Here is a 17,751-nt window from a genome sequence, read left to right on the forward strand (position 1 = left end):
TTTTCCTACTCAAATATTTGCTGGATCACTTCCAGAGAAGCGGGGTTTTTAAAATCTGTAATATGGTAATGATAATAGACCAAAAGGCTGTCCATAAAGTCTTTTCTTATTGATGAATGTATTTTTACTGTATAAAAATTTTCAGCGCAAAGAGCACTTTTCCATATCTCGGAAATATCTTCATTGAACAGTTGATGAGTAGAGGTGATGGAAAAAGTTCCGGTTTCAGGATCTAAAAATTTACCTTCGCCAACTAATGGAGCTACTCCCTGTACTTTTAAAATTGCGATTAAAAAAAGTAAATGGCACTGATAATTTTTGCTTCCCAATTCTTCGATAAACCTTTCAATACTAAGAAAAATCTTAGAATTTTTATTCTCAAACTTAAGAATTTGGTTCAGAAAATCTGAAATAAAGAATATCACAGTATTGGCTTTGATATCGGTGTAGATATCGTGATCTTTTACCAGTTCAAATTTTGAAATTGAAGGTATACCGTTTCCTCTTGCAGGATTGATCGTAAAGCTAAGTTTATTCAAGGGTTGCAGGAAGGCTTTCTTTTTATTCCTTTTTGAATAAATTCCCTTCAGGAAATAAGACTGAAAGCCGTCCTCTTCAGTAAAACAATGCAATACTGCATCATTTTCCCCATATTTTATAAATGACAGTAAAAAACCGTGTTGTGAATTCATTAATTAACTACCCCTATTTTGGCTGTAGCTTTATCAGAGCCATCTTCATTGGTCATTAATACAAAATAGATTCCTGACGCCACTCTGTTACCTTTCTGATTATTAAGATCCCATTCATAATAACCTCCTCTCGCTACTGCCGAATGTACTACATTTCCTGCTGCATCTGCAATTCTTATATTGGTCTTTTCGGCAAGTCCTTTAATGGTAACTTTTCCTTTGAAGTTAGAATAAACAACAGGGTTAGGATAAACCACCACATCTCCGAAATTAGAATTTACTTCCGAAATATCACTCTGATAGGTTACAATACCATTATAAGTAACAAAATATACCTTACCTGTCTTTTTATCTACTTTTATATCTGTAACACTATTAGTAGGAAGAGGTGAGTTTTGCATGGTGAAATGTTTTATGGTCTTTTGTCCATCGGCAGATAGATAATATACACCACCACCATCTACAGAAACCCATTTGTAATCCCCTCCATCCACTTCGATTTGAAGAATATTTGAATCTCTGAAAAGCTCTTCTCCTAAGCCATTTTGTTCAATTATAATAGGATTTACCTTTACATCAGGATTTTTGATCTCAGATGCAGCATTAGGTACTATTCTTAATCCACTATCAGTACCTATCCATGCGTCACCGGATTTATCAATGGCTACCGATATTGATCCAGATGCATTAGCAGCAAATCCGTTTGCCTCTCTTAAGATATAATCGTTGTCATCAGAAACATTAAGAGCATCTTTGTAGTCGTACACCCAAAAGTTATTGGATCTTGGTAAAGCTATCCATAACATGTTTTCATAAACAATGGGTTTTTGTATGGAAGTACTCTTTAAAGAAAGTTCTTTATGAAAAAAGTCATCCTTAGATTTGTCATAAATTGCTACTGATGATGAACCATTACTAAAAGCGGTTGTTGCGAAAATATTATTTTTAGAATCAGTAGCAAGACCTACCGTACGACGTCCATAAGCTGTAGCCTGAAGATCATAACGTTTTACAAATTCAAAATCTTTACTTCCTGCGTTGTATTTCATTTTATAAACTCCCTGACTATTATACGTATAGTTGGAAAAAAGTACCTCGTTGTTATCAAGAGGATTTAATATAGCATCTAGGATGTTTAGCTCTCCGGTAAAAGTTTTGAAATAAGAAGAATAAATCCATTCTGAACCGTTAAAATAATAAAATCCAGGTCTTTTAGAATTAAATACAGCATCATTATATCTTTCTGCTCTTGCACCACTTGAGACCAATAGCTGATTGTTATCGTAGAGATTTATTTTATACGCAAAATTGAACTGTGGTCCTGATGGTTTATAAATATTATTTCCTTCATCTTTTATTCCGGAAAGTACTGTTCCTCCAAATATTTTTCCATTTGCTGATATGGCTGTATTGCACTGTTCTCCCAGAGCTACAGTATTTAAAGCAACACCATTAGTGCCAAAAGAATATATTCTGCTGTCAGTAACTACAATATTGTCTGGTGATACCACAATATCCTGAATATCTCCAAAATTAGTCGGAAGAGGCATTGGTGTACCATTATTGTATATAAAAGCAGAGGTTGCAGATGAGAATACTACATCAGTGTCAGAATCTATATGCTTGAATGAACCAGGAATCTCAGTAGTCCATGTTGAAAAAACAGGGAAAGTAGTATTCAGCTCATGGCTTTTCAAACCTGTATTGGTAACAGAGTAAACTTTGTTACCAAATATGGTAGCTTCATTGCTGGCTTCATAAATACCTGCATTTAAAAAGAATGCAGAGTCGCCGAATTCTTTCTTTTTTATATTAAATATAGAAACTCCATATCCTACGGAAATTACCGCCTGATCCCCCGTAATTGAAATATGGTTGATTTTTTTGTTACCATTGTATCCAGCAGCAATAGGAATATCTACGATATATTTAATTTCGTTAGGCGTGATAACATCCATAGAACCGTTTGAGTAGCCTATAACACCTATTTTGCTCTTAGGATCATAATCAAAGGCTGTTATTCCGATATTATGAAGACCGTTAGCTTTTGATAACTTCGTAATTTCTCCTGAGGATATTGTATAATAGAAAATTCCGTTTTCGGTAGCAGCTATTATTTTTCCGTTGTCTTCTTTCATTGCTAAGACATTATTATAGGAAAAATGATCCGCCCATTTTTTTGATGAAATCACCTGAGCTTTTGTAAACTGCAAGGATGCTAAAATACCAAGAGAAATTATTGAGAGTTTTTTCATGTTATGCTATTATACTGCTGTCTATTGCCTGATTATTCCAGGAAATATGCTTTACGTTTTTGTTTGTGTCAAAATAAAAATCTATCCTACCCAAAAGAAGTCCAGCCCATCCAACCTGATTCACAAGAACATTTTTGCCTTGTCTGTTGGTGAAAGTTTGTGGTTCCGGTAAGAAAGTATGAGTATGCCCGCCAAGAATAATATCAATATTTTCTGTGCTGGCTGCTAAAATTTTATCACTTATTTTGTTCGGTTCGTCTTTATAATCATATCCAATGTGTGAAAGGCAGATCACAAGATCACATTTCTGATCATTTTTCAGAAAGTTAGAATAATGTTGTGCCACATCTATCGGATTAGAATAAACCGTTTCTCCATATTGTTTTTTTCCTACAAGACCATCCAGCTCAATTCCTACCCCAAAAATTCCTACTTTGATTCCGTTTTTATTAAAAATCTTGTATGGAGACGTTTTACCATCCAATATGGTATTTTTAAAATCATAATTTGAGCAGATGAACGGGAATTTTGCATTTGGAAGAACTTTTAAGAAGCCTTCCAATCCGTTATCGAAATCATGATTTCCCATGGTGGAAGCATCGTACTTCATCATGGACATTAATTTGAACTCCAGCTCACCACCAAAAAAGTTGAAATAGGGTGTTCCCTGGAAAATATCACCTGAGTCAAGCAATAATACATTATTCTCCTGACTTCTGATTTGCTGAATTAAGCTAGCCCTTCTTGCAAACCCTCCCTGATTAGGATTTTTTGTATAGCTTGCATCAAAAGGTTCTATTCGGCTATGCTGATCATTGGTATGGAGGATGGTTAGTTTATTTGCGGATTTTAAGTCAAGCATTTTCAACTCTTCCGCCATCATCATATTGGGAGCTAAAGCCATTGCTAAAGATCCACCACCTATTGCTTTTAAGAAACTTTTTCTATCCATTACTTTTTACCAATAAAATTTAAACGAACATCTGTTGCAGGTATAATTTCAGGATTTTTCTTGAAATATTCAATGTATAAATCCCTAAGTTTTATTCCCGTCGGAATAGCTTCTCCTTTCGAAAAAAACTTCATATTATCACCTCCCAGCGCAAGATAGTCTGAAGTAGCGATATAGTAGTCTTTATTCGGATCTACTTTTTTTCCGTTGATTAAAGATTGGGTTAGTTGTCCGTCTTTGGTTTCAATATACAATTGAGCTACTGGATTATTCACCTGTGTTTTAGCGTAATATTCAAAAAGTCCCGGTAAATCAGCCCCTTTCATTTTTACAATGATCAGCTCATTTTCGAAAGGCATTACCTCAAAAACATTTTTCAGCATGATATCACCTTTCCCAATAGTCGTACGGATTCCTCCAATGTTAATTAAAGCTGCATCTACCGTTTGCTTCAGATTAGCTTTTGTCCATACGTCACCTCCTTGAAGTGTATAATCAGCTAAAAGATTTCCCAAATTACTATTATCCCCTTGCTTAGTAAGATCTACGTTAGTGTGTGAGATCTTCTGATTCATTTCCTGATCCAGCTTTTGCTTATAAGGTTCAATAAATTTTACAAACTCCTCATCATTTTTTAGCTCATTATTAATAGAAATGTTTTTCTGGGGCTTTACATTGGCAAGCTGTGGGGCAGAAGCCGTTTTGCATGCTGTAAGAGATACCAGAGCAATTCCTAATAACAAGAATTTATTTTTCATATACTGCAAATTATTTTTCATAAGGTTATATGTAATCGCCGGTTCTTTCTGTGTTTTTTGCAAACAATTTCAGTTATGGCAATTTCATAATATCTTTTAGTACATGCAAATATAACTATATGTATAATAAAACATTATTATTTATTACAAATTCTTACTGTAAATTATTAAATTTGACAAAAATAATTCTAACAGATGAGCATTTTAAAAGGAGTAGGTGTTGCATTGGTAACACCCTTTAATGAAGATTTATCCGTTGACTTCGACAGTTTAACAAAACTGATTGAATATAACATCGATAACGGAACCAATTATTTGGTGGTATTGGGAACTACGGCAGAAGCCGCTACGCTTTCTGATGATGAGAAGAAACAGGTAATTGAGCATATCATTAAGGTGAATAATAAACGTCTTCCACTTGTATTAGGGATTGGCGGTAACAATACTCTTGAAGTCAAGAAACAGATCGAGGAAGCTGATCTTTCAGCATTTGAAGCTGTACTTTCGGTATCTCCTTACTATAATAAACCTAATCAGGAAGGACTTTATCAACATTATAAGGCGTTAGCGTCTACAGGTAAAAATATCATCATCTATAATGTTCCTTCCAGAACAGGACAGAATATTGATGCAGATACTACGATTCGTCTTGCAAAAGAATTTCCGAATCTATTGATGATTAAAGAAGCAGCTCCGAATATTCTACAATATTTTGATATTCTTAGAAAAAAACCTGAAGGCTTCTTTTTAGTTTCCGGAGATGATGAGTATACACTTCCTGTAACTTTAGCAGGAGGAAATGGAGTAATTTCTGTAATAGGACAAGGATATCCTAAAGAATTCTCTACTATGGTACAATTGGCTTTTGATGGTAAAGTAAAAGAAGCATATGAGATCCACAACAAACTAGTTGAGATCACCCGCTTGATTTTTGCAGAAGGAAACCCTTGTGGTATCAAAGTAGTATTGGCTGAAAAAGGAATCATCAAAAACTATCTTAGACTTCCTTTAGTTGCTGCCTCAGAAGGATTGACAGCAAAAATTAAAGCTGAAATGGCAAATATTTAATGACAGAATGATAATGATCAAAAGTGATGTTTTAATATCAAATTTAAAATATGTGAAATTGATCATTCATAACCAAAATAATCATAAAGTGGAAAGTTTATACTTTTCACTTTTTTTAATCATAATTATAAAATCATGAAATTAATAAAAGCAACAGAAAAAGATATTCCGCTTATTCAGGATCTGGCAAGAAGATCATGGGAAAAGGCTTATGCCGAGATTCTTTCTAAAGAACAAATGGAATATATGCTCTCTGAAATGTATTCCGAAGCTGAAATTAAAAACCATTTTCAAAACCCTGATTATCATTATTATCTTATTCAGGATGATGTAAACAATTCTTATGAAGGATTTGTTGGTTATCAGCATAATTATGAGCCTCAGACAACTAAATTGCATCGTATTTATCTGGTTCCGGAAAGTAAAGGAAAAGGGATGGGAAAAGGAGCACTTCAGTTTTTAAATGAAAAAGTATCAGAAAATGGCAATAAAAGAATTATCCTGAATGTAAATAAATACAATGAAGCCAGAAAATTCTATGAATCACAAGGTTACAAAGTATATGATGAAGGCGTTTTTAATATCGGAAATGGATTTGTGATGGATGATTACTTAATGGAATTTCTAATTCACGAATGATTGACTTAAAATTTTGTAACTTTATCCTGTAATTCTATAACAAGTGATTTCTTTTTTTGAATGATCTTTGCTTCAGAACCAAATCACTTATAACAATACATTCATATGCTTGGTTTGAGCTGATTCAGCTTTTTATCAGTATATTTTTTTCATCCTTAGTGTTTAAATTCCTGTATTCAGTAATACAGGAGTTTTTTTGTGTAGAAGCAAAGTTAAAAAAATATACCACTATTTCACTTTTAATTGAAATAAATTATTATATTTACTAAAAATAATGACTTACATATACTAGGATGAAAATGTACGTAAAATTTGACTTCAATGCCCTCTGCAAGAAGGTATTGGACGAGAAACTCAAGGAACATGGGTTGAAATACCGGTTGCTGAACTTCGGTGAGGTAGAATTTTATGAACCCTTTACCCAGGAACAACATAATCTTTTTAAGAAGAATCTTGAAGATTATGGCATAGAAATCATAGAAAGCCAAAAAACGGCTTTGGTACAGAAAATAAAAGATGCCATTGTAGAGCTTGTCTTTTCTGATGAGATAATTCCTGTAAAAGCATCCATTTACATTGCTGAAAAACTGAATCACAGCTATGGATATCTTTCCAACTTATTTTCAGAAGTAGCCTTTACTTCTATAGAAAACTTTATTATTCTACAGAAAATTGAACATGCAAAGGCTTTGATCATAAGAAATAAGCAAAGTCTTACAGAAATTGCCCACAAACTGAATTATTCAAGTGTGGCACATCTAAGTACACAGTTTAAAAATACAACGGGAATCACACCATCCCAGTTTCAAAAGATTATAGGAAAAAGAAGAAGATTCCAGAGTACGGTAACAAATCCTAAAATGCAGTATGAATAAAGAATTTCTGAACGTAATAGTAGCAGATAACAATGAAAACACATTAATTTTTTTTAAAAGCATTTTTAAAGAGCTGAAAATTTCTATAAAAGTTCAGTTCTTCAGTAACGGACAGAGATTAATGGAATATTTAAATAATGATGATGCCATGATTCCTGAAATTGTTTTCATTCAACATGAAATAGCTGAGAAAAACAGTTTGGAATGTATTGATGAGCTTAAGAGAAATGATAAGTTCAACAATATGGTAACGACAATCTATTCTCAACAGTTTGATGAATCTGAAATTGAAGATATTTTTGTAAGAGGAGCGAATATTTGTATGAAAAAACCTGAAGATTTTAAGGACCTGAAGAAGACGCTTACAGATATTATTACTATAAATTGGCAATATCATACCTCAGGCTTAAATAAGGAAAATTTCATTCTTAAAGTTTAATGAATAAACAGTTTTAAGAGTTTAATATTGGAATCGGAAAGGTTGTATTTATTGCATACTATTCACAAATAAGTGAAAATTTTATAACTAATAATTGAAATAATATAAAGAAACTCTCAATTAATATCTTGACCTTTGTAAATGTAAACTCAGACACAAATTTGATCATATACAATAAGATACAGATGAAATGAGAAGTAATTGTTTCTAAAAAACAAAAAATATAAATCACGATGTTTAACAAAATGAATTATATTAATTTCCAATTTTAAAGCATAGAAGATCTTTAAACAAAACGGTACAATCATGAAAACTTGAAGTAGTTGGAGATATTTTTATTCGTTTCATTCCCTCATCTCCAGCTAAACAACAGTTAGTTTTTATAATAAGCAAATTGGAAACGTAATTCATTTTGTTTTTTATAATTTATTTTAATAGTTGTGGCTATTACTTATTTCAAATAATATATAGATATTTTCACACCACATCACAAAATATTAAGCCTAAACTATTAAAATAAATTTTTTAAACAGACCAAAAGTAATTTCTTCTAAATAACAGTTTTATAAGGGGACCGCAGGAAATATTTTCTGCGGTTTTTTTATGAAATCTTACTCCACTTATTTTTTCCTTTGTAGTACTTAATGTAATAATTTTTGATTATCAGATTATCCTGTCTTGTAAGCATAGGATCGGCTTCCAGAATTTTATCAACAGTATTTTTTGTTGTTTTAATAATTACCGAATCTTTCACCAGATCCAGCCTTTTAAAATCTACAACACCACTTTGCTGGGTTCCCAGGATATCACCGGGACCACGAAGCTGCATATCTACTTCAGAAATTTTAAAACCGTCATTGGTCTCAGTCATTGTTTTAATACGGGTTCTGCTTTCTTTAGATAATTTATCGGAGGTCATCAGGATGCAGTAACTCTGTTCAGCACCTCTTCCTACACGTCCTCTAAGCTGATGAAGCTGAGAAAGTCCGAATCTTTCAGAACTTTCAATCACCATTACAGAAGCATTGGGAACATTGACTCCAACTTCAATTACGGTGGTAGCAACCATAATTTCAGCTTTTCCGGAGGCAAAATAATTCATTGCAGCATCTTTCTCGTCTGGTTTCATTTTCCCGTGTAACATGGTAACGTTATAATCCGAGAAGAAATCCATGACATGTTCAAGACCCTCCATCAGGTTTTTATAATCTAAGGTTTCTGATTCTTCGATCAATGGATAAACAAAATAAACCTGTCTTCCTTTCTTTATTTCATCCTTACAGAAATTATATACATACAATCTGTCCTTTTCACGTCTGTGAGCCGTAATGATAGGCTTTCTTCCCACAGGCATTTCATCAATCACCGAAACATCAAGATCGGAATAAAAGCTCATAGCAAGGGTTCTCGGTATAGGCGTTGCTGTCATAACCAGAATATGGGGCGGAATTTTATTCTTTGCCCAAAGCTTAGCTCTTTGTGCTACACCAAATCGATGCTGTTCATCAATAATGGCTAGCCCAAGGTTTTTGAATTTAACTTTATCCTCAAGTACAGCATGAGTTCCGACAAGTATGGATAGATTTCCGTTTTCAAGCTCTTCATGAATGATTCTTCTCTCAGAAGCCTTAGTAGAACCTGTTAAAAGTCGGACATTGATTTCTGTTCCTTCTAAAAGATCCTTTATTCCATTATAATGTTGCTGTGCCAGAATTTCAGTAGGAGCCATTATACAGCTCTGAAAATCATTATCCATAGCAATAAGCATTGTAAGCAGGGCAACCATTGTTTTTCCTGAGCCTACATCTCCCTGCAAAAGCCTGTTCATCTGAATAGGTCTTTTCATATCCATACGGATTTCCTTTAACACTCTTTTTTGAGCACCGGTAAGCTCAAACGGAAGATGATTTTCATAGAAATTATTGAAATGATCACCGATAATAGGAAACGGATTTCCAAATGACTGGGTTTTATGATGAAGTTTTTTTAATCCATATCCTAACTGAAAGAAAAAAGATTCCTCAAATTTTAAACGGAAGTCAGCCTTATCAAAATGCTCTACATCTTTTGGAAAATGTACGTTCAGAAAAGCATGCTGCCGTGACATGAATTTAAAGGTCTTCATTAAGTATTCCGGGAAGTTTTCCTCAATAAGATTAGGGATTTCTTTACAGATATTTCTTAATGCATTTTGAAAAAACCTTTGGTTAAGACCTCTTTTGGTAAGCTTCTCAGAACTTGGATAAATGGGCTTTAAACGGGTTTCTCCTTCTTTTTTTTCTTCTGCCTCAATTTCAGGATGTGGCATCGAAAACTGGCGGTTGAAAACATTGATTTTTCCGAAAATATAAACCTCCCGATTAATGGGAAGCTGTTCTTTCAGCCATTTTGAATACTGAAACCACACAAGATCCATACTTCCTGTATCATCATTGAATTTTGCCGTTAATCTCTTGGTTTTTCCGGTCTGGATTTCCTGAACCTGGGTGATTTTTCCTTTAAACTGTATTTCCTGACTGGTTTCCTCATGAAGCTGAGAAATTTTATAGATTTTACTTTTATCCAGATAACGGATAGGATAAAAGTTCAGCATATCCTCTACAGTGGATAATCCCAACACATTTTTAATGAGTTTGGCTCTTTCCGGACCTATTCCTTTTACATATTCTATGGAAGTTTCTAAAGTCATTTTATCTCAGATTCGGGAATCGAATGTTGTATGAAAAACAAAGGTTCGAATTTCGGTAAAATAAAAAAGACTTCCAAAAAAAATTGAAAGTCTTATGTTTTATAGGTATAATTCAAAGGTTGAAACTTAAACAGCTTACTCTTTGATTTTAGATTTGAATTTCTTCTGGTAATCTTCCCATTGTTCTCTCGTACGAATTTTCTTAAAGAGATCCTTCGAGATCAGTTCCAGATAAGGTTCCAGCTCTTTGGCAGATAATTCCCCCTGAAGAATAGTGATCGGATCACCATGCTCATCCAGAAATACAGTACTTGGAACAGCACCTACATTCATATATTGAGTGAATTCATGTAGCGAATTTCTTCCTTTTTTCTGTTCTGTATTTGGATTAGAAAATGTTCTTCCAAAAATTTCAATACTCTTTTTTTCTTCTGCGTTAAATTTTACAGGGTAAAAATTCTCATTTAAAATTTGTGAAAGTACCGGATGTCCGTAAGTTTTTTTATCCATAATCTTACAGGGTCCACACCAGTCTGCATAAAAATCAATAAGAATTTTTTTTGGATTTTCTTTTTGAGCTTTTAAAGCCTCTTCAATAGTCATCCATTGAGTTTGTGCAAAACTAAAGTTTAGTAATAATAAGAGAACTATGCTTAAAATTTTTTTCATAATTTGATATTTACGTAAAAATAAGCATAATTACTTATTTTTTTATTTTACATCCTGCATTAATTTTTTCACGAACGGAGATATCAAAATTAATACCACTCCGGCAATTATCGCATACAATCCCAATTGTTTATATCCATCAGTGTAAGTGATCAATTCATCATAGTTGGTTGATCCTTCCTTCGCTGTCGCAAGACTAGCCCCGATGATTCCGGCAACGTATTGTCCATATGCTGAAGCAAGGAACCACATTCCCATCATCATTCCCTGAAGATTCTTGGTGGAAAGCTTAGTCATGATGGATAGTCCGATAGGAGAGAGGCACAATTCCCCAAGGGTAATGATTAATAATGCCAATGTGAAGAAGTTCAAAGAAGTGATTCCCTGAAGATCTGCAAACAGACGTGTTGCAAACAGTACATAATATCCTGCTCCTAAGAAAATAAACCCTAATCCGAATTTTATAATTGTATTGGGTTCAATCTTTCTTTTATTTAACCATATCCAAAGAAGTCCCACTAATGGAGCAAGGAAGATAATAAAGAAAGCTCCTCCAGAGTTGTTCACTCCATTCGGATCCAGCCCGAAAAGATCTTTATTAAGGTTCTTTGCGGCAAAAATACTTAATGATCCACCACTTTGCTCATAAATTCCCCAGAAAATAATTGAGAAAATAATGAATACCAGAGCAGCCCAAAGCTTTTTACGTTCTGCAGCGGTTACTTTAGACATTTCATAGAATAGATAGATTAGCGTCAATGGTCCGATGGTCCACATAAAATAATCTGTATATTCCGTTTTTGCAACCATTGTCATAATGATTGGAATAAAAATCAGAGATAAAGCATAGACGCCATATTCTTTCCATTTTGGAATAGGAGCACTTTTCGTTTCAGCTAGAGGATGTCCTGGCTGTAAACCGATAGTTCCCAATCTTCTTTGGGTAAATACAAAGTTGATAAGGCTGACAACCATTACTACTGAAGCAAGCCCGAAAGCAATGTGCCATCTCATTTCTTCAGCGATAAGATTTCCTAAGAATTCTCCTTTACCAATAGCGATACATAAATATCCTCCTAATAATGCTCCAAGGTTAATCCCTGCATAAAACAGTGAGAAACCTGCATCCGCTCTTGAATCATTAGGTTTATAAAGTTGTCCTACCATTGAAGAAATATTAGGTTTGAAGAAACCTGTTCCTACTACGGTAAACGCAATTCCTAAAAAGAAGAATTTATGTGGATCTGTCGCTAAAATTAAACTTCCGAGAATCATCAGAAGTCCGCCCCAGAAAAGGGATTTTCGGAATCCTAAAATTTTATCGGCAAAAAGTCCGCCTATAAAAGTAAAGGCGTATACAAATGCCTGAGTGGCACCATACTGAAGGTTGGCTTCTTTTTCATGGAAATTAAGCTGAGAGATCATAAAGAAAACCAGCATTCCGCGCATTCCGTAGAAACAGAAGCGTTCCCACATTTCAGAGAAAAACAGGCTCCAGATTTGTCTGGGATATTTTCCTTTGAAATTTTGTATTTCATCTAAAGTTAAGCTCATAATGATATATGATTGTTTTAATTAAGGGTTTTTATGATCCTGATCCAGTTCAAAACGAATTCTGTCCTGATCGATGATTTGTTTTAATTCTTCTTCTTTTGGGAGGTACAGCAGATATTTGCTGGCAAATAAATTATTTTTATCATTGAGTACGGAGTATTTTACAATGGTCTCATCTTTTTCAGAACACAGTAAAATACCGATGGTAGGATTATCTCCTTCGCCTCGTTTCAGGTCGTCATACATTCTTACATACATATCAATCTGCCCGATATCCTGATGGGAAAGTTCACCGGTTTTTAAATCGATGATGACGAAACATTTTAAGATGTAATTGTAGAAAACCAGGTCAATATAAAAGTCTGAAGTATCTGTAGAAATGTGCTGCTGTCTTGCAACAAAAGCAAATCCTTTTCCGAATTCCAGTAAAAATTTTTGAATATGGTCAATGATAGCAGTTTCAATTTCTTTTTCAGAAAACTGTTCATCAGCTTTAATTCCAAGGAATTCAGATATATAAGGATCCTTTAAAACACTGTGAATACTTTCATTGGAAGATTCTTTATGTTTTAAAACTCTTTCGTAAGCCAGGGAATTGATTTGTCTTTTTAGATCTCTTACATTCCAGTTATTTTGTACTGCTTCATTCAGATAATATTGTCTTTTGCTGTTATTATCCTGGCTGGAAAGAAGTCGGTAATGAGACCAGCTCAATTGTAGAGACAATGTGTCAACAATTGGGAATGCGATGTAAAATTTACGCATATTGGAAAGATTGGTATAATCAAACCCTTTTCCAAACTCCAACGTAAGTTTCTGAGAGAGGTTTTTTAAAGTATATTTTCCGTATTCAGCACGTTCTTTTCCCTGTTGTTCATCTTCCACAATAAGTTTTCCAATCTGCCAGTAAGTAAGCAGGAGTGTAGAATTCGCTATTCGAAAAACCTTTTCGCGCGACTGTCTAATGATTTCCTTTACGGACTGGAATAAAGAATCTTCGGAAATTTCCATCATACGAAAATAAAAAAAACCTCTGACTTAGCAGAGGTTTTATTCATATTTTGTTAATGCAGTTAGTTTACACCGTGCATCATTTTCTTTAATATCGGAGATAGTAAAGCTAAAATTACAGAAGCAATACCACAAAGTACTACAAAAACCATGAAGAATTCGAATAAGTTATGAATCTCAAATCCTACAAAAGTAGGGTTGTGTAATGGTAATTGAGCCTTTTCAAATGCAGCAACCTGATCCGTTGTCAAAGTTACTTTCTTGTCTAAAACGTCCTGTAAATTTACTCCAATTTCCTGTGCTTTTTTAAATTTATCACCTGTTGCAGGGATCAATGCACCTAATGAACCAGCCAAAGCATATCCGGCAGCGTTAGAAATAAAGAATACACCATATAATAATGAAGCGAATCTTTTCGGGGCCAATTTACCTACCAGAGAAAGTCCGATTGGAGATAAACAAAGCTCGCCACAAGTCTGGATAAAGTATAGAAGCATTAACCATTTGATTGCTAATAAACCTGAGTTTCCAAGATCTTTTACATTGTGAGCAATAATAAAGTAGCTCAAAGCAATGATAGCAAGACCCATAGCTTGTTTGAAAGGAGATACAGGCTCTTTTCCTTTAGCTCTTAATTTATCCCACATTAAACTGAAAGGGAAAGCTAGCAATACTACGAAAATACCGTTGAAAATCTGAACCATTGAAGGCGGCATATTCCATCCGAAGATATTTCTGTCTGTTTGGTTATCTGCAATGAAAGTCAACGAAGACCCTGCCTGCTCGAAAGCTGCCCAGAAGAAGATAATGAAGAATGAAACAATGTAAATTACCCAGATTCTCTGTCTTTCTACCTTATTTTCAGCAGAGGTCATAATCAGGAATGCAAGGGAAATACCTGCTGCATAGATGAAAGGATAAATAATACCTTTGATTAATTGTCCCATCTCCATTGAGTTAAACCCAAATTCTCCTACCAATAAGTATCTGAATGCAAAGAAAAGAACGGCAAATATACCTACAGTGATTCCTAAAGAAGCTCCTGAGAATTTTGCTGTCTGAGATTCTCCTTCTTCGAAATCTGCAGTACTGTTATTTTTTGGCAACCCTCCGATAGGTCTTCCTTCAGGAGTTACAACATATTTATTTTTAAGGATAAAGAACGTTACTGTTCCGATTAACATTGCAATTGAAGCTGCTAAGAATCCCCATTTGAAAGCGAAAATATCTCTTACTCCGGTTGTCGCATCCTTTACATCTCCTACGTATGGACAAATGAACTGCCCTAAGAATGCTCCAATGTTGATCCCCATATAGAAAATGGTGAAAGCAGAGTCTAGTTTAGATTTTTCCTGCTTTGGATAAAGGCTACCCACCATTGAAGAAATGTTCGGCTTGAAGAATCCGTTACCAAAAATGATAACAAATAATGCCAGCCACATGATCATTTTAGCACTTCCAATGTCTGCAGAGAAAGTAGAGGCACTGATGAACAGTAAAAACTGACCAATTGCCATTAAAGATCCACCAACAATAATAGCAAATCTGTTTCCGATATATTTATCAGCAATAAATCCTCCCAAAAGCGGAGTCAAATAACATAAAGCCAAAAATCCACCGTAGATAATCGCTGCATCAGCTTCTTTTATCAATAAGGAATTTACCATAAAGAGCGTCAAAAGTGCTCTCATTCCGTAAAAGTTGAAACGCTCCCACATTTCCGTTCCGAACAGAACCCATAATCCTTTTGGATGTCTGGAGCCCTTATTCTCTACCAATTCATCCGGTTTCGGACTTATTGCTTCAATATTATCCATTTCTATTGTTAATTTTTGTTAAGACTGACAAATATAGTTTATTTTAGGTTTTTGGCAAGGTTTTAATTTTATTTTTAAATAAAAAAGCTGCGGAACCATTCCACAGCTTTTTATTCTTTATCATATCACGAGAATATCAAAGGATTAGTGTCCTTTTTCCTTCATGATCTTATTTAATCTTTTTAACATTGATAGCCCTAAAAGCGTAGCAAATATTAACAATGCGAAATTCACAAGGAAATAATTCGTTTTGTTTTCGTAATTGTACCATGTACTTGCCAGGATTCCTGAAAGCTTATTTCCTACTGAGTTGGCAAGGAAGAAACCACCCATCATCAATGCTGTAATTCTCGCAGGTGAAAGTTTAGAAACGAAAGAAAGTCCCATTGGGGAAAGACATAATTCTCCAATTGTGATTACGCCGTAACTCGCTACCAGCCATAAAGGAGAAACTTTTACAGATCCGTTATCACCAGCCATTACTGCAAGTACCATTACCAGGCAGGATAGCCCTGAAATAAATAGTCCTAAAACGATTTTGGTAGGAGTCAATGGTTCTTTACCTTTTCTTCTCAATAATGCCCAGAATCCTACAACTACCGGTGTTAATGCAATTACCCAGAACGGATTAATGGATTGAAATAATTCGGTATTGTATAAATAGACTTTATTTTCAGGGTTTTTCTCAAGAGCAGCACGTTGTTCAGGAGATATATTTTTAAAGTAAACATCTTTTCCTGTTTCTTTTTTAGTATCTCCATTATCATCTTTCTGAGAACGGAATTGATTATCATAAACAGGAACTTCTTTGTCTTCGTAGCTCTTTCCGTCAACCATATAGATTCCTTCCAGAGGTTTTTCCAATGATGCAGGAACACTTCGGTCTGTATAATAATTAGCCCATCTTGTTAATGCTGTACCATTTTGCTTGAAAACAGCCCAGAAGAACATACTGATCAGGAATACAGAAAGTAAGGCACCAATTGATGCTTTCTCATCCGGTTTAGCTTTAAAGTAAAGAGAAGCATAGAAGTAAATAACAGGAATACATGCGAAAATGAAGGCATCTGTGCTGTCACTTCCAAAAATATTACCAGGGATAAACCATCCCAGTGCTCCGGCAGCAATAGCAGGAACAAATACTTTGATTAAGATTTCAGAAAGCTTCGTATCACCTTCCTGTACAGGTTTCATCTGTGCAGCATGGATGTAATGCTTTCTTCCTATCGTAAAAATAACCATACCTATTAGCATCCCGACTCCGGCAGTGATGAAAGCCTCACCCCAACCGAATTTATTACGCATAAATGCAGCAATAATGTTACAGATAAACGCTCCGATATTAATTCCCATGTAGAAAATATTATATCCGGAGTCTTTATTGGCTTTATAAGGTTCTTCAGAATAAAGATTTCCTAAAAGGGTAGAAATAGTGGGCTTAAAGAAACCATTTCCGATAATAATCAATGCAAGCGATGAGTAAAATAAAGGTAAATCCTTGAAAACACCCATTCCAATATATCCGGCAGCCATTAAGAATCCACCAAGATAAATTGATTTGATATATCCTAAAACTCTATCAGCCAAGAATCCCCCAATAAAAGGAGTAAGATAAGTTAAAGCAATATAAGTTCCGAAAATGTCATCAGCAGTTTTGTCTGGCAGTCCTAGTCCGCCTTTCATACCTGTAGGCTCAATAACATACAGAACAAAGATTCCAAGAATCAGGTAATACCCGAAACGCTCCCACATTTCAGTAAAGAAAAGGTAAGGAAGCCCTTTAGGATGTTTAGTCTTCATATATTCAAATTTCAATTCCCCCAAAAATAAGTTTTTAATTTCAATTGATAAAATAAATAATTGTCGGATAAATGATTAATGAAATAAATGTAAAATTTTAAATTCAAAATAAAACTTGCGTAATAAAATTAATTTGTACGATTTGTCTGAAATGTTGTAAATCTTTATTGTACAGGTGATTTGCAATATTATTTCTCTTTAAAGAATATTTCTTTTCTAATTTCAAGGTGTTAATAGTGACAAATAATTTAAAAGCATTTATGAAAAAACTAAAAAATCTTTCGAGAGAAAATTTGAAAAATGTAAACGGAGGTGGTCCTTCAAAGCCTGAATTTGGGACAGGATGTAGTTATCAATGTTGTTCAAACGTTGAACCTGCTAAATGTAGCACTATAACAGTAGTAACGCTAGAAGAATCTGGAACCGTTGGCTGCTCGTCAGGCTCTCATTTGGTTGCTGTATAGTGCTTTGAAATAAATGTGTAATTTCTACAGCTGGTATTTTTCAGCTGTATTTTTTATTATTGAAAAATT

Annotated in this window: 15 protein-coding genes; 5 read left to right on the forward strand and 10 right to left on the reverse strand. The window is 34.3% G+C overall.

Annotated features, from left to right (window positions below):
• Positions 1–5: 5 nt before the first annotated feature.
• The 4 genes from recO to AC5YGG_RS17015 are packed head-to-tail and all read right to left on the reverse strand — an operon-like array spanning position 6 to position 4,657.
• A complete protein-coding gene (gene recO / locus AC5YGG_RS17000) occupies positions 6–692 on the reverse strand; it encodes a DNA repair protein RecO (RefSeq protein ID WP_496145638.1) in 687 nt (228 codons plus the stop codon).
• The gene (porZ, locus tag AC5YGG_RS17005; RefSeq protein ID WP_496145639.1) at positions 692–2,947 is read right to left on the reverse strand and encodes a type IX secretion system anionic LPS delivery protein PorZ; all 2,256 of its coding nucleotides are present in this window, start codon (positions 2,945–2,947) and stop codon (positions 692–694) included. Before porZ ends, recO begins: the two co-directional genes overlap by 1 nt.
• Position 2,948: 1 nt before the next feature.
• Positions 2,949–3,899 (reverse strand): bifunctional metallophosphatase/5'-nucleotidase, encoded by a 951-nt coding sequence (locus AC5YGG_RS17010; RefSeq protein WP_496145640.1) that lies wholly within the window; start codon positions 3,897–3,899, stop codon positions 2,949–2,951.
• Positions 3,899–4,657, reverse strand: a complete 759-nt coding sequence (locus AC5YGG_RS17015) for a 5'-nucleotidase C-terminal domain-containing protein (RefSeq protein WP_496145641.1) — start codon at positions 4,655–4,657, stop codon at positions 3,899–3,901. Before AC5YGG_RS17015 ends, AC5YGG_RS17010 begins: the two co-directional genes overlap by 1 nt.
• 195 nt (positions 4,658–4,852) lie before the next feature.
• Here AC5YGG_RS17015 and dapA point away from each other — a divergent pair, with 195 nt between their 5' ends.
• The 4 genes from dapA to AC5YGG_RS17035 all read left to right on the forward strand — a co-directional run bounded on the left by dapA (position 4,853) and on the right by AC5YGG_RS17035 (position 7,678).
• On the forward strand, positions 4,853–5,725 hold the full coding sequence (gene dapA / locus AC5YGG_RS17020; protein WP_496145642.1) for a 4-hydroxy-tetrahydrodipicolinate synthase: 873 nt from the start codon (positions 4,853–4,855) through the stop codon (positions 5,723–5,725).
• 135 nt (positions 5,726–5,860) lie between these two features.
• A complete protein-coding gene (locus AC5YGG_RS17025; protein ID WP_496145643.1) occupies positions 5,861–6,364 on the forward strand; it encodes a GNAT family N-acetyltransferase in 504 nt (167 codons plus the stop codon).
• 293 nt (positions 6,365–6,657) lie between these two features.
• Entirely contained in the window at positions 6,658–7,239 is a 582-nt protein-coding gene (locus AC5YGG_RS17030; protein ID WP_496145644.1) for a helix-turn-helix domain-containing protein, read from the forward strand.
• Positions 7,232–7,678: a response regulator gene (locus AC5YGG_RS17035; protein WP_496145645.1), complete on the forward strand. Its 447-nt coding sequence runs from the start codon at positions 7,232–7,234 to the stop codon at positions 7,676–7,678. Before AC5YGG_RS17030 ends, AC5YGG_RS17035 begins: the two co-directional genes overlap by 8 nt.
• Positions 7,679–8,279: 601 nt before the next feature.
• On the opposite strand, the gene recG is transcribed toward AC5YGG_RS17035, so the two are convergent.
• The 6 genes from recG to AC5YGG_RS17065 all read right to left on the reverse strand — a co-directional run bounded on the left by recG (position 8,280) and on the right by AC5YGG_RS17065 (position 17,218).
• Positions 8,280–10,367: an ATP-dependent DNA helicase RecG gene (gene recG, locus AC5YGG_RS17040; RefSeq protein WP_496145646.1), complete on the reverse strand. Its 2,088-nt coding sequence runs from the start codon at positions 10,365–10,367 to the stop codon at positions 8,280–8,282.
• Between the two features lie 135 nt (positions 10,368–10,502).
• Positions 10,503–11,036, reverse strand: a complete 534-nt coding sequence (locus AC5YGG_RS17045) for a thioredoxin family protein (RefSeq protein WP_496145647.1) — start codon at positions 11,034–11,036, stop codon at positions 10,503–10,505.
• Positions 11,037–11,078: 42 nt separating this feature from the next.
• Positions 11,079–12,590, reverse strand: coding sequence for a peptide MFS transporter (locus AC5YGG_RS17050; protein ID WP_496145648.1), 1,512 nt, complete (start codon positions 12,588–12,590; stop codon positions 11,079–11,081).
• Between the two features lie 21 nt (positions 12,591–12,611).
• Positions 12,612–13,604 carry a PDDEXK nuclease domain-containing protein gene (locus AC5YGG_RS17055; RefSeq protein ID WP_496145649.1) on the reverse strand — a complete coding sequence of 331 codons (993 nt, stop codon included), beginning with the start codon at positions 13,602–13,604 and terminating at the stop codon, positions 12,612–12,614.
• 59 nt (positions 13,605–13,663) lie between these two features.
• Positions 13,664–15,418: a peptide MFS transporter gene (locus AC5YGG_RS17060; RefSeq protein WP_496145650.1), complete on the reverse strand. Its 1,755-nt coding sequence runs from the start codon at positions 15,416–15,418 to the stop codon at positions 13,664–13,666.
• Between the two features lie 144 nt (positions 15,419–15,562).
• On the reverse strand, positions 15,563–17,218 hold the full coding sequence (locus AC5YGG_RS17065; RefSeq protein WP_496145651.1) for a peptide MFS transporter: 1,656 nt from the start codon (positions 17,216–17,218) through the stop codon (positions 15,563–15,565).
• Positions 17,219–17,478: 260 nt separating this feature from the next.
• Here AC5YGG_RS17065 and AC5YGG_RS17070 point away from each other — a divergent pair, with 260 nt between their 5' ends.
• A complete protein-coding gene (locus AC5YGG_RS17070) occupies positions 17,479–17,682 on the forward strand; it encodes a bacteriocin-like protein (RefSeq protein WP_496145652.1) in 204 nt (67 codons plus the stop codon).
• The last annotated feature ends 69 nt before the right edge of the window (positions 17,683–17,751 follow it).

This window comes from Chryseobacterium sp. CS2K3 (assembly GCF_059515185.1).

Coding starts and splice junctions, on each gene's coding strand:
- recO (WP_496145638.1), bottom strand. CDS start 692: ATGAATTCACAACACGGTTTTTTACTGTCATTTATAAAATATGGGGAA.
- AC5YGG_RS17035 (WP_496145645.1), top strand. CDS start 7,232: ATGAATAAAGAATTTCTGAACGTAATAGTAGCAGATAACAATGAAAAC.
- AC5YGG_RS17045 (WP_496145647.1), bottom strand. CDS start 11,036: ATGAAAAAAATTTTAAGCATAGTTCTCTTATTATTACTAAACTTTAGT.
- AC5YGG_RS17010 (WP_496145640.1), bottom strand. CDS start 3,899: ATGGATAGAAAAAGTTTCTTAAAAGCAATAGGTGGTGGATCTTTAGCA.
- dapA (WP_496145642.1), top strand. CDS start 4,853: ATGAGCATTTTAAAAGGAGTAGGTGTTGCATTGGTAACACCCTTTAAT.
- AC5YGG_RS17030 (WP_496145644.1), top strand. CDS start 6,658: ATGAAAATGTACGTAAAATTTGACTTCAATGCCCTCTGCAAGAAGGTA.
- AC5YGG_RS17065 (WP_496145651.1), bottom strand. CDS start 17,218: ATGAAGACTAAACATCCTAAAGGGCTTCCTTACCTTTTCTTTACTGAA.
- AC5YGG_RS17025 (WP_496145643.1), top strand. CDS start 5,861: ATGAAATTAATAAAAGCAACAGAAAAAGATATTCCGCTTATTCAGGAT.
- porZ (WP_496145639.1), bottom strand. CDS start 2,947: ATGAAAAAACTCTCAATAATTTCTCTTGGTATTTTAGCATCCTTGCAG.
- AC5YGG_RS17015 (WP_496145641.1), bottom strand. CDS start 4,657: ATGAAAAATAAATTCTTGTTATTAGGAATTGCTCTGGTATCTCTTACA.
- AC5YGG_RS17060 (WP_496145650.1), bottom strand. CDS start 15,418: ATGGATAATATTGAAGCAATAAGTCCGAAACCGGATGAATTGGTAGAG.
- recG (WP_496145646.1), bottom strand. CDS start 10,367: ATGACTTTAGAAACTTCCATAGAATATGTAAAAGGAATAGGTCCGGAA.
- AC5YGG_RS17050 (WP_496145648.1), bottom strand. CDS start 12,590: ATGAGCTTAACTTTAGATGAAATACAAAATTTCAAAGGAAAATATCCC.
- AC5YGG_RS17070 (WP_496145652.1), top strand. CDS start 17,479: ATGAAAAAACTAAAAAATCTTTCGAGAGAAAATTTGAAAAATGTAAAC.
- AC5YGG_RS17055 (WP_496145649.1), bottom strand. CDS start 13,604: ATGATGGAAATTTCCGAAGATTCTTTATTCCAGTCCGTAAAGGAAATC.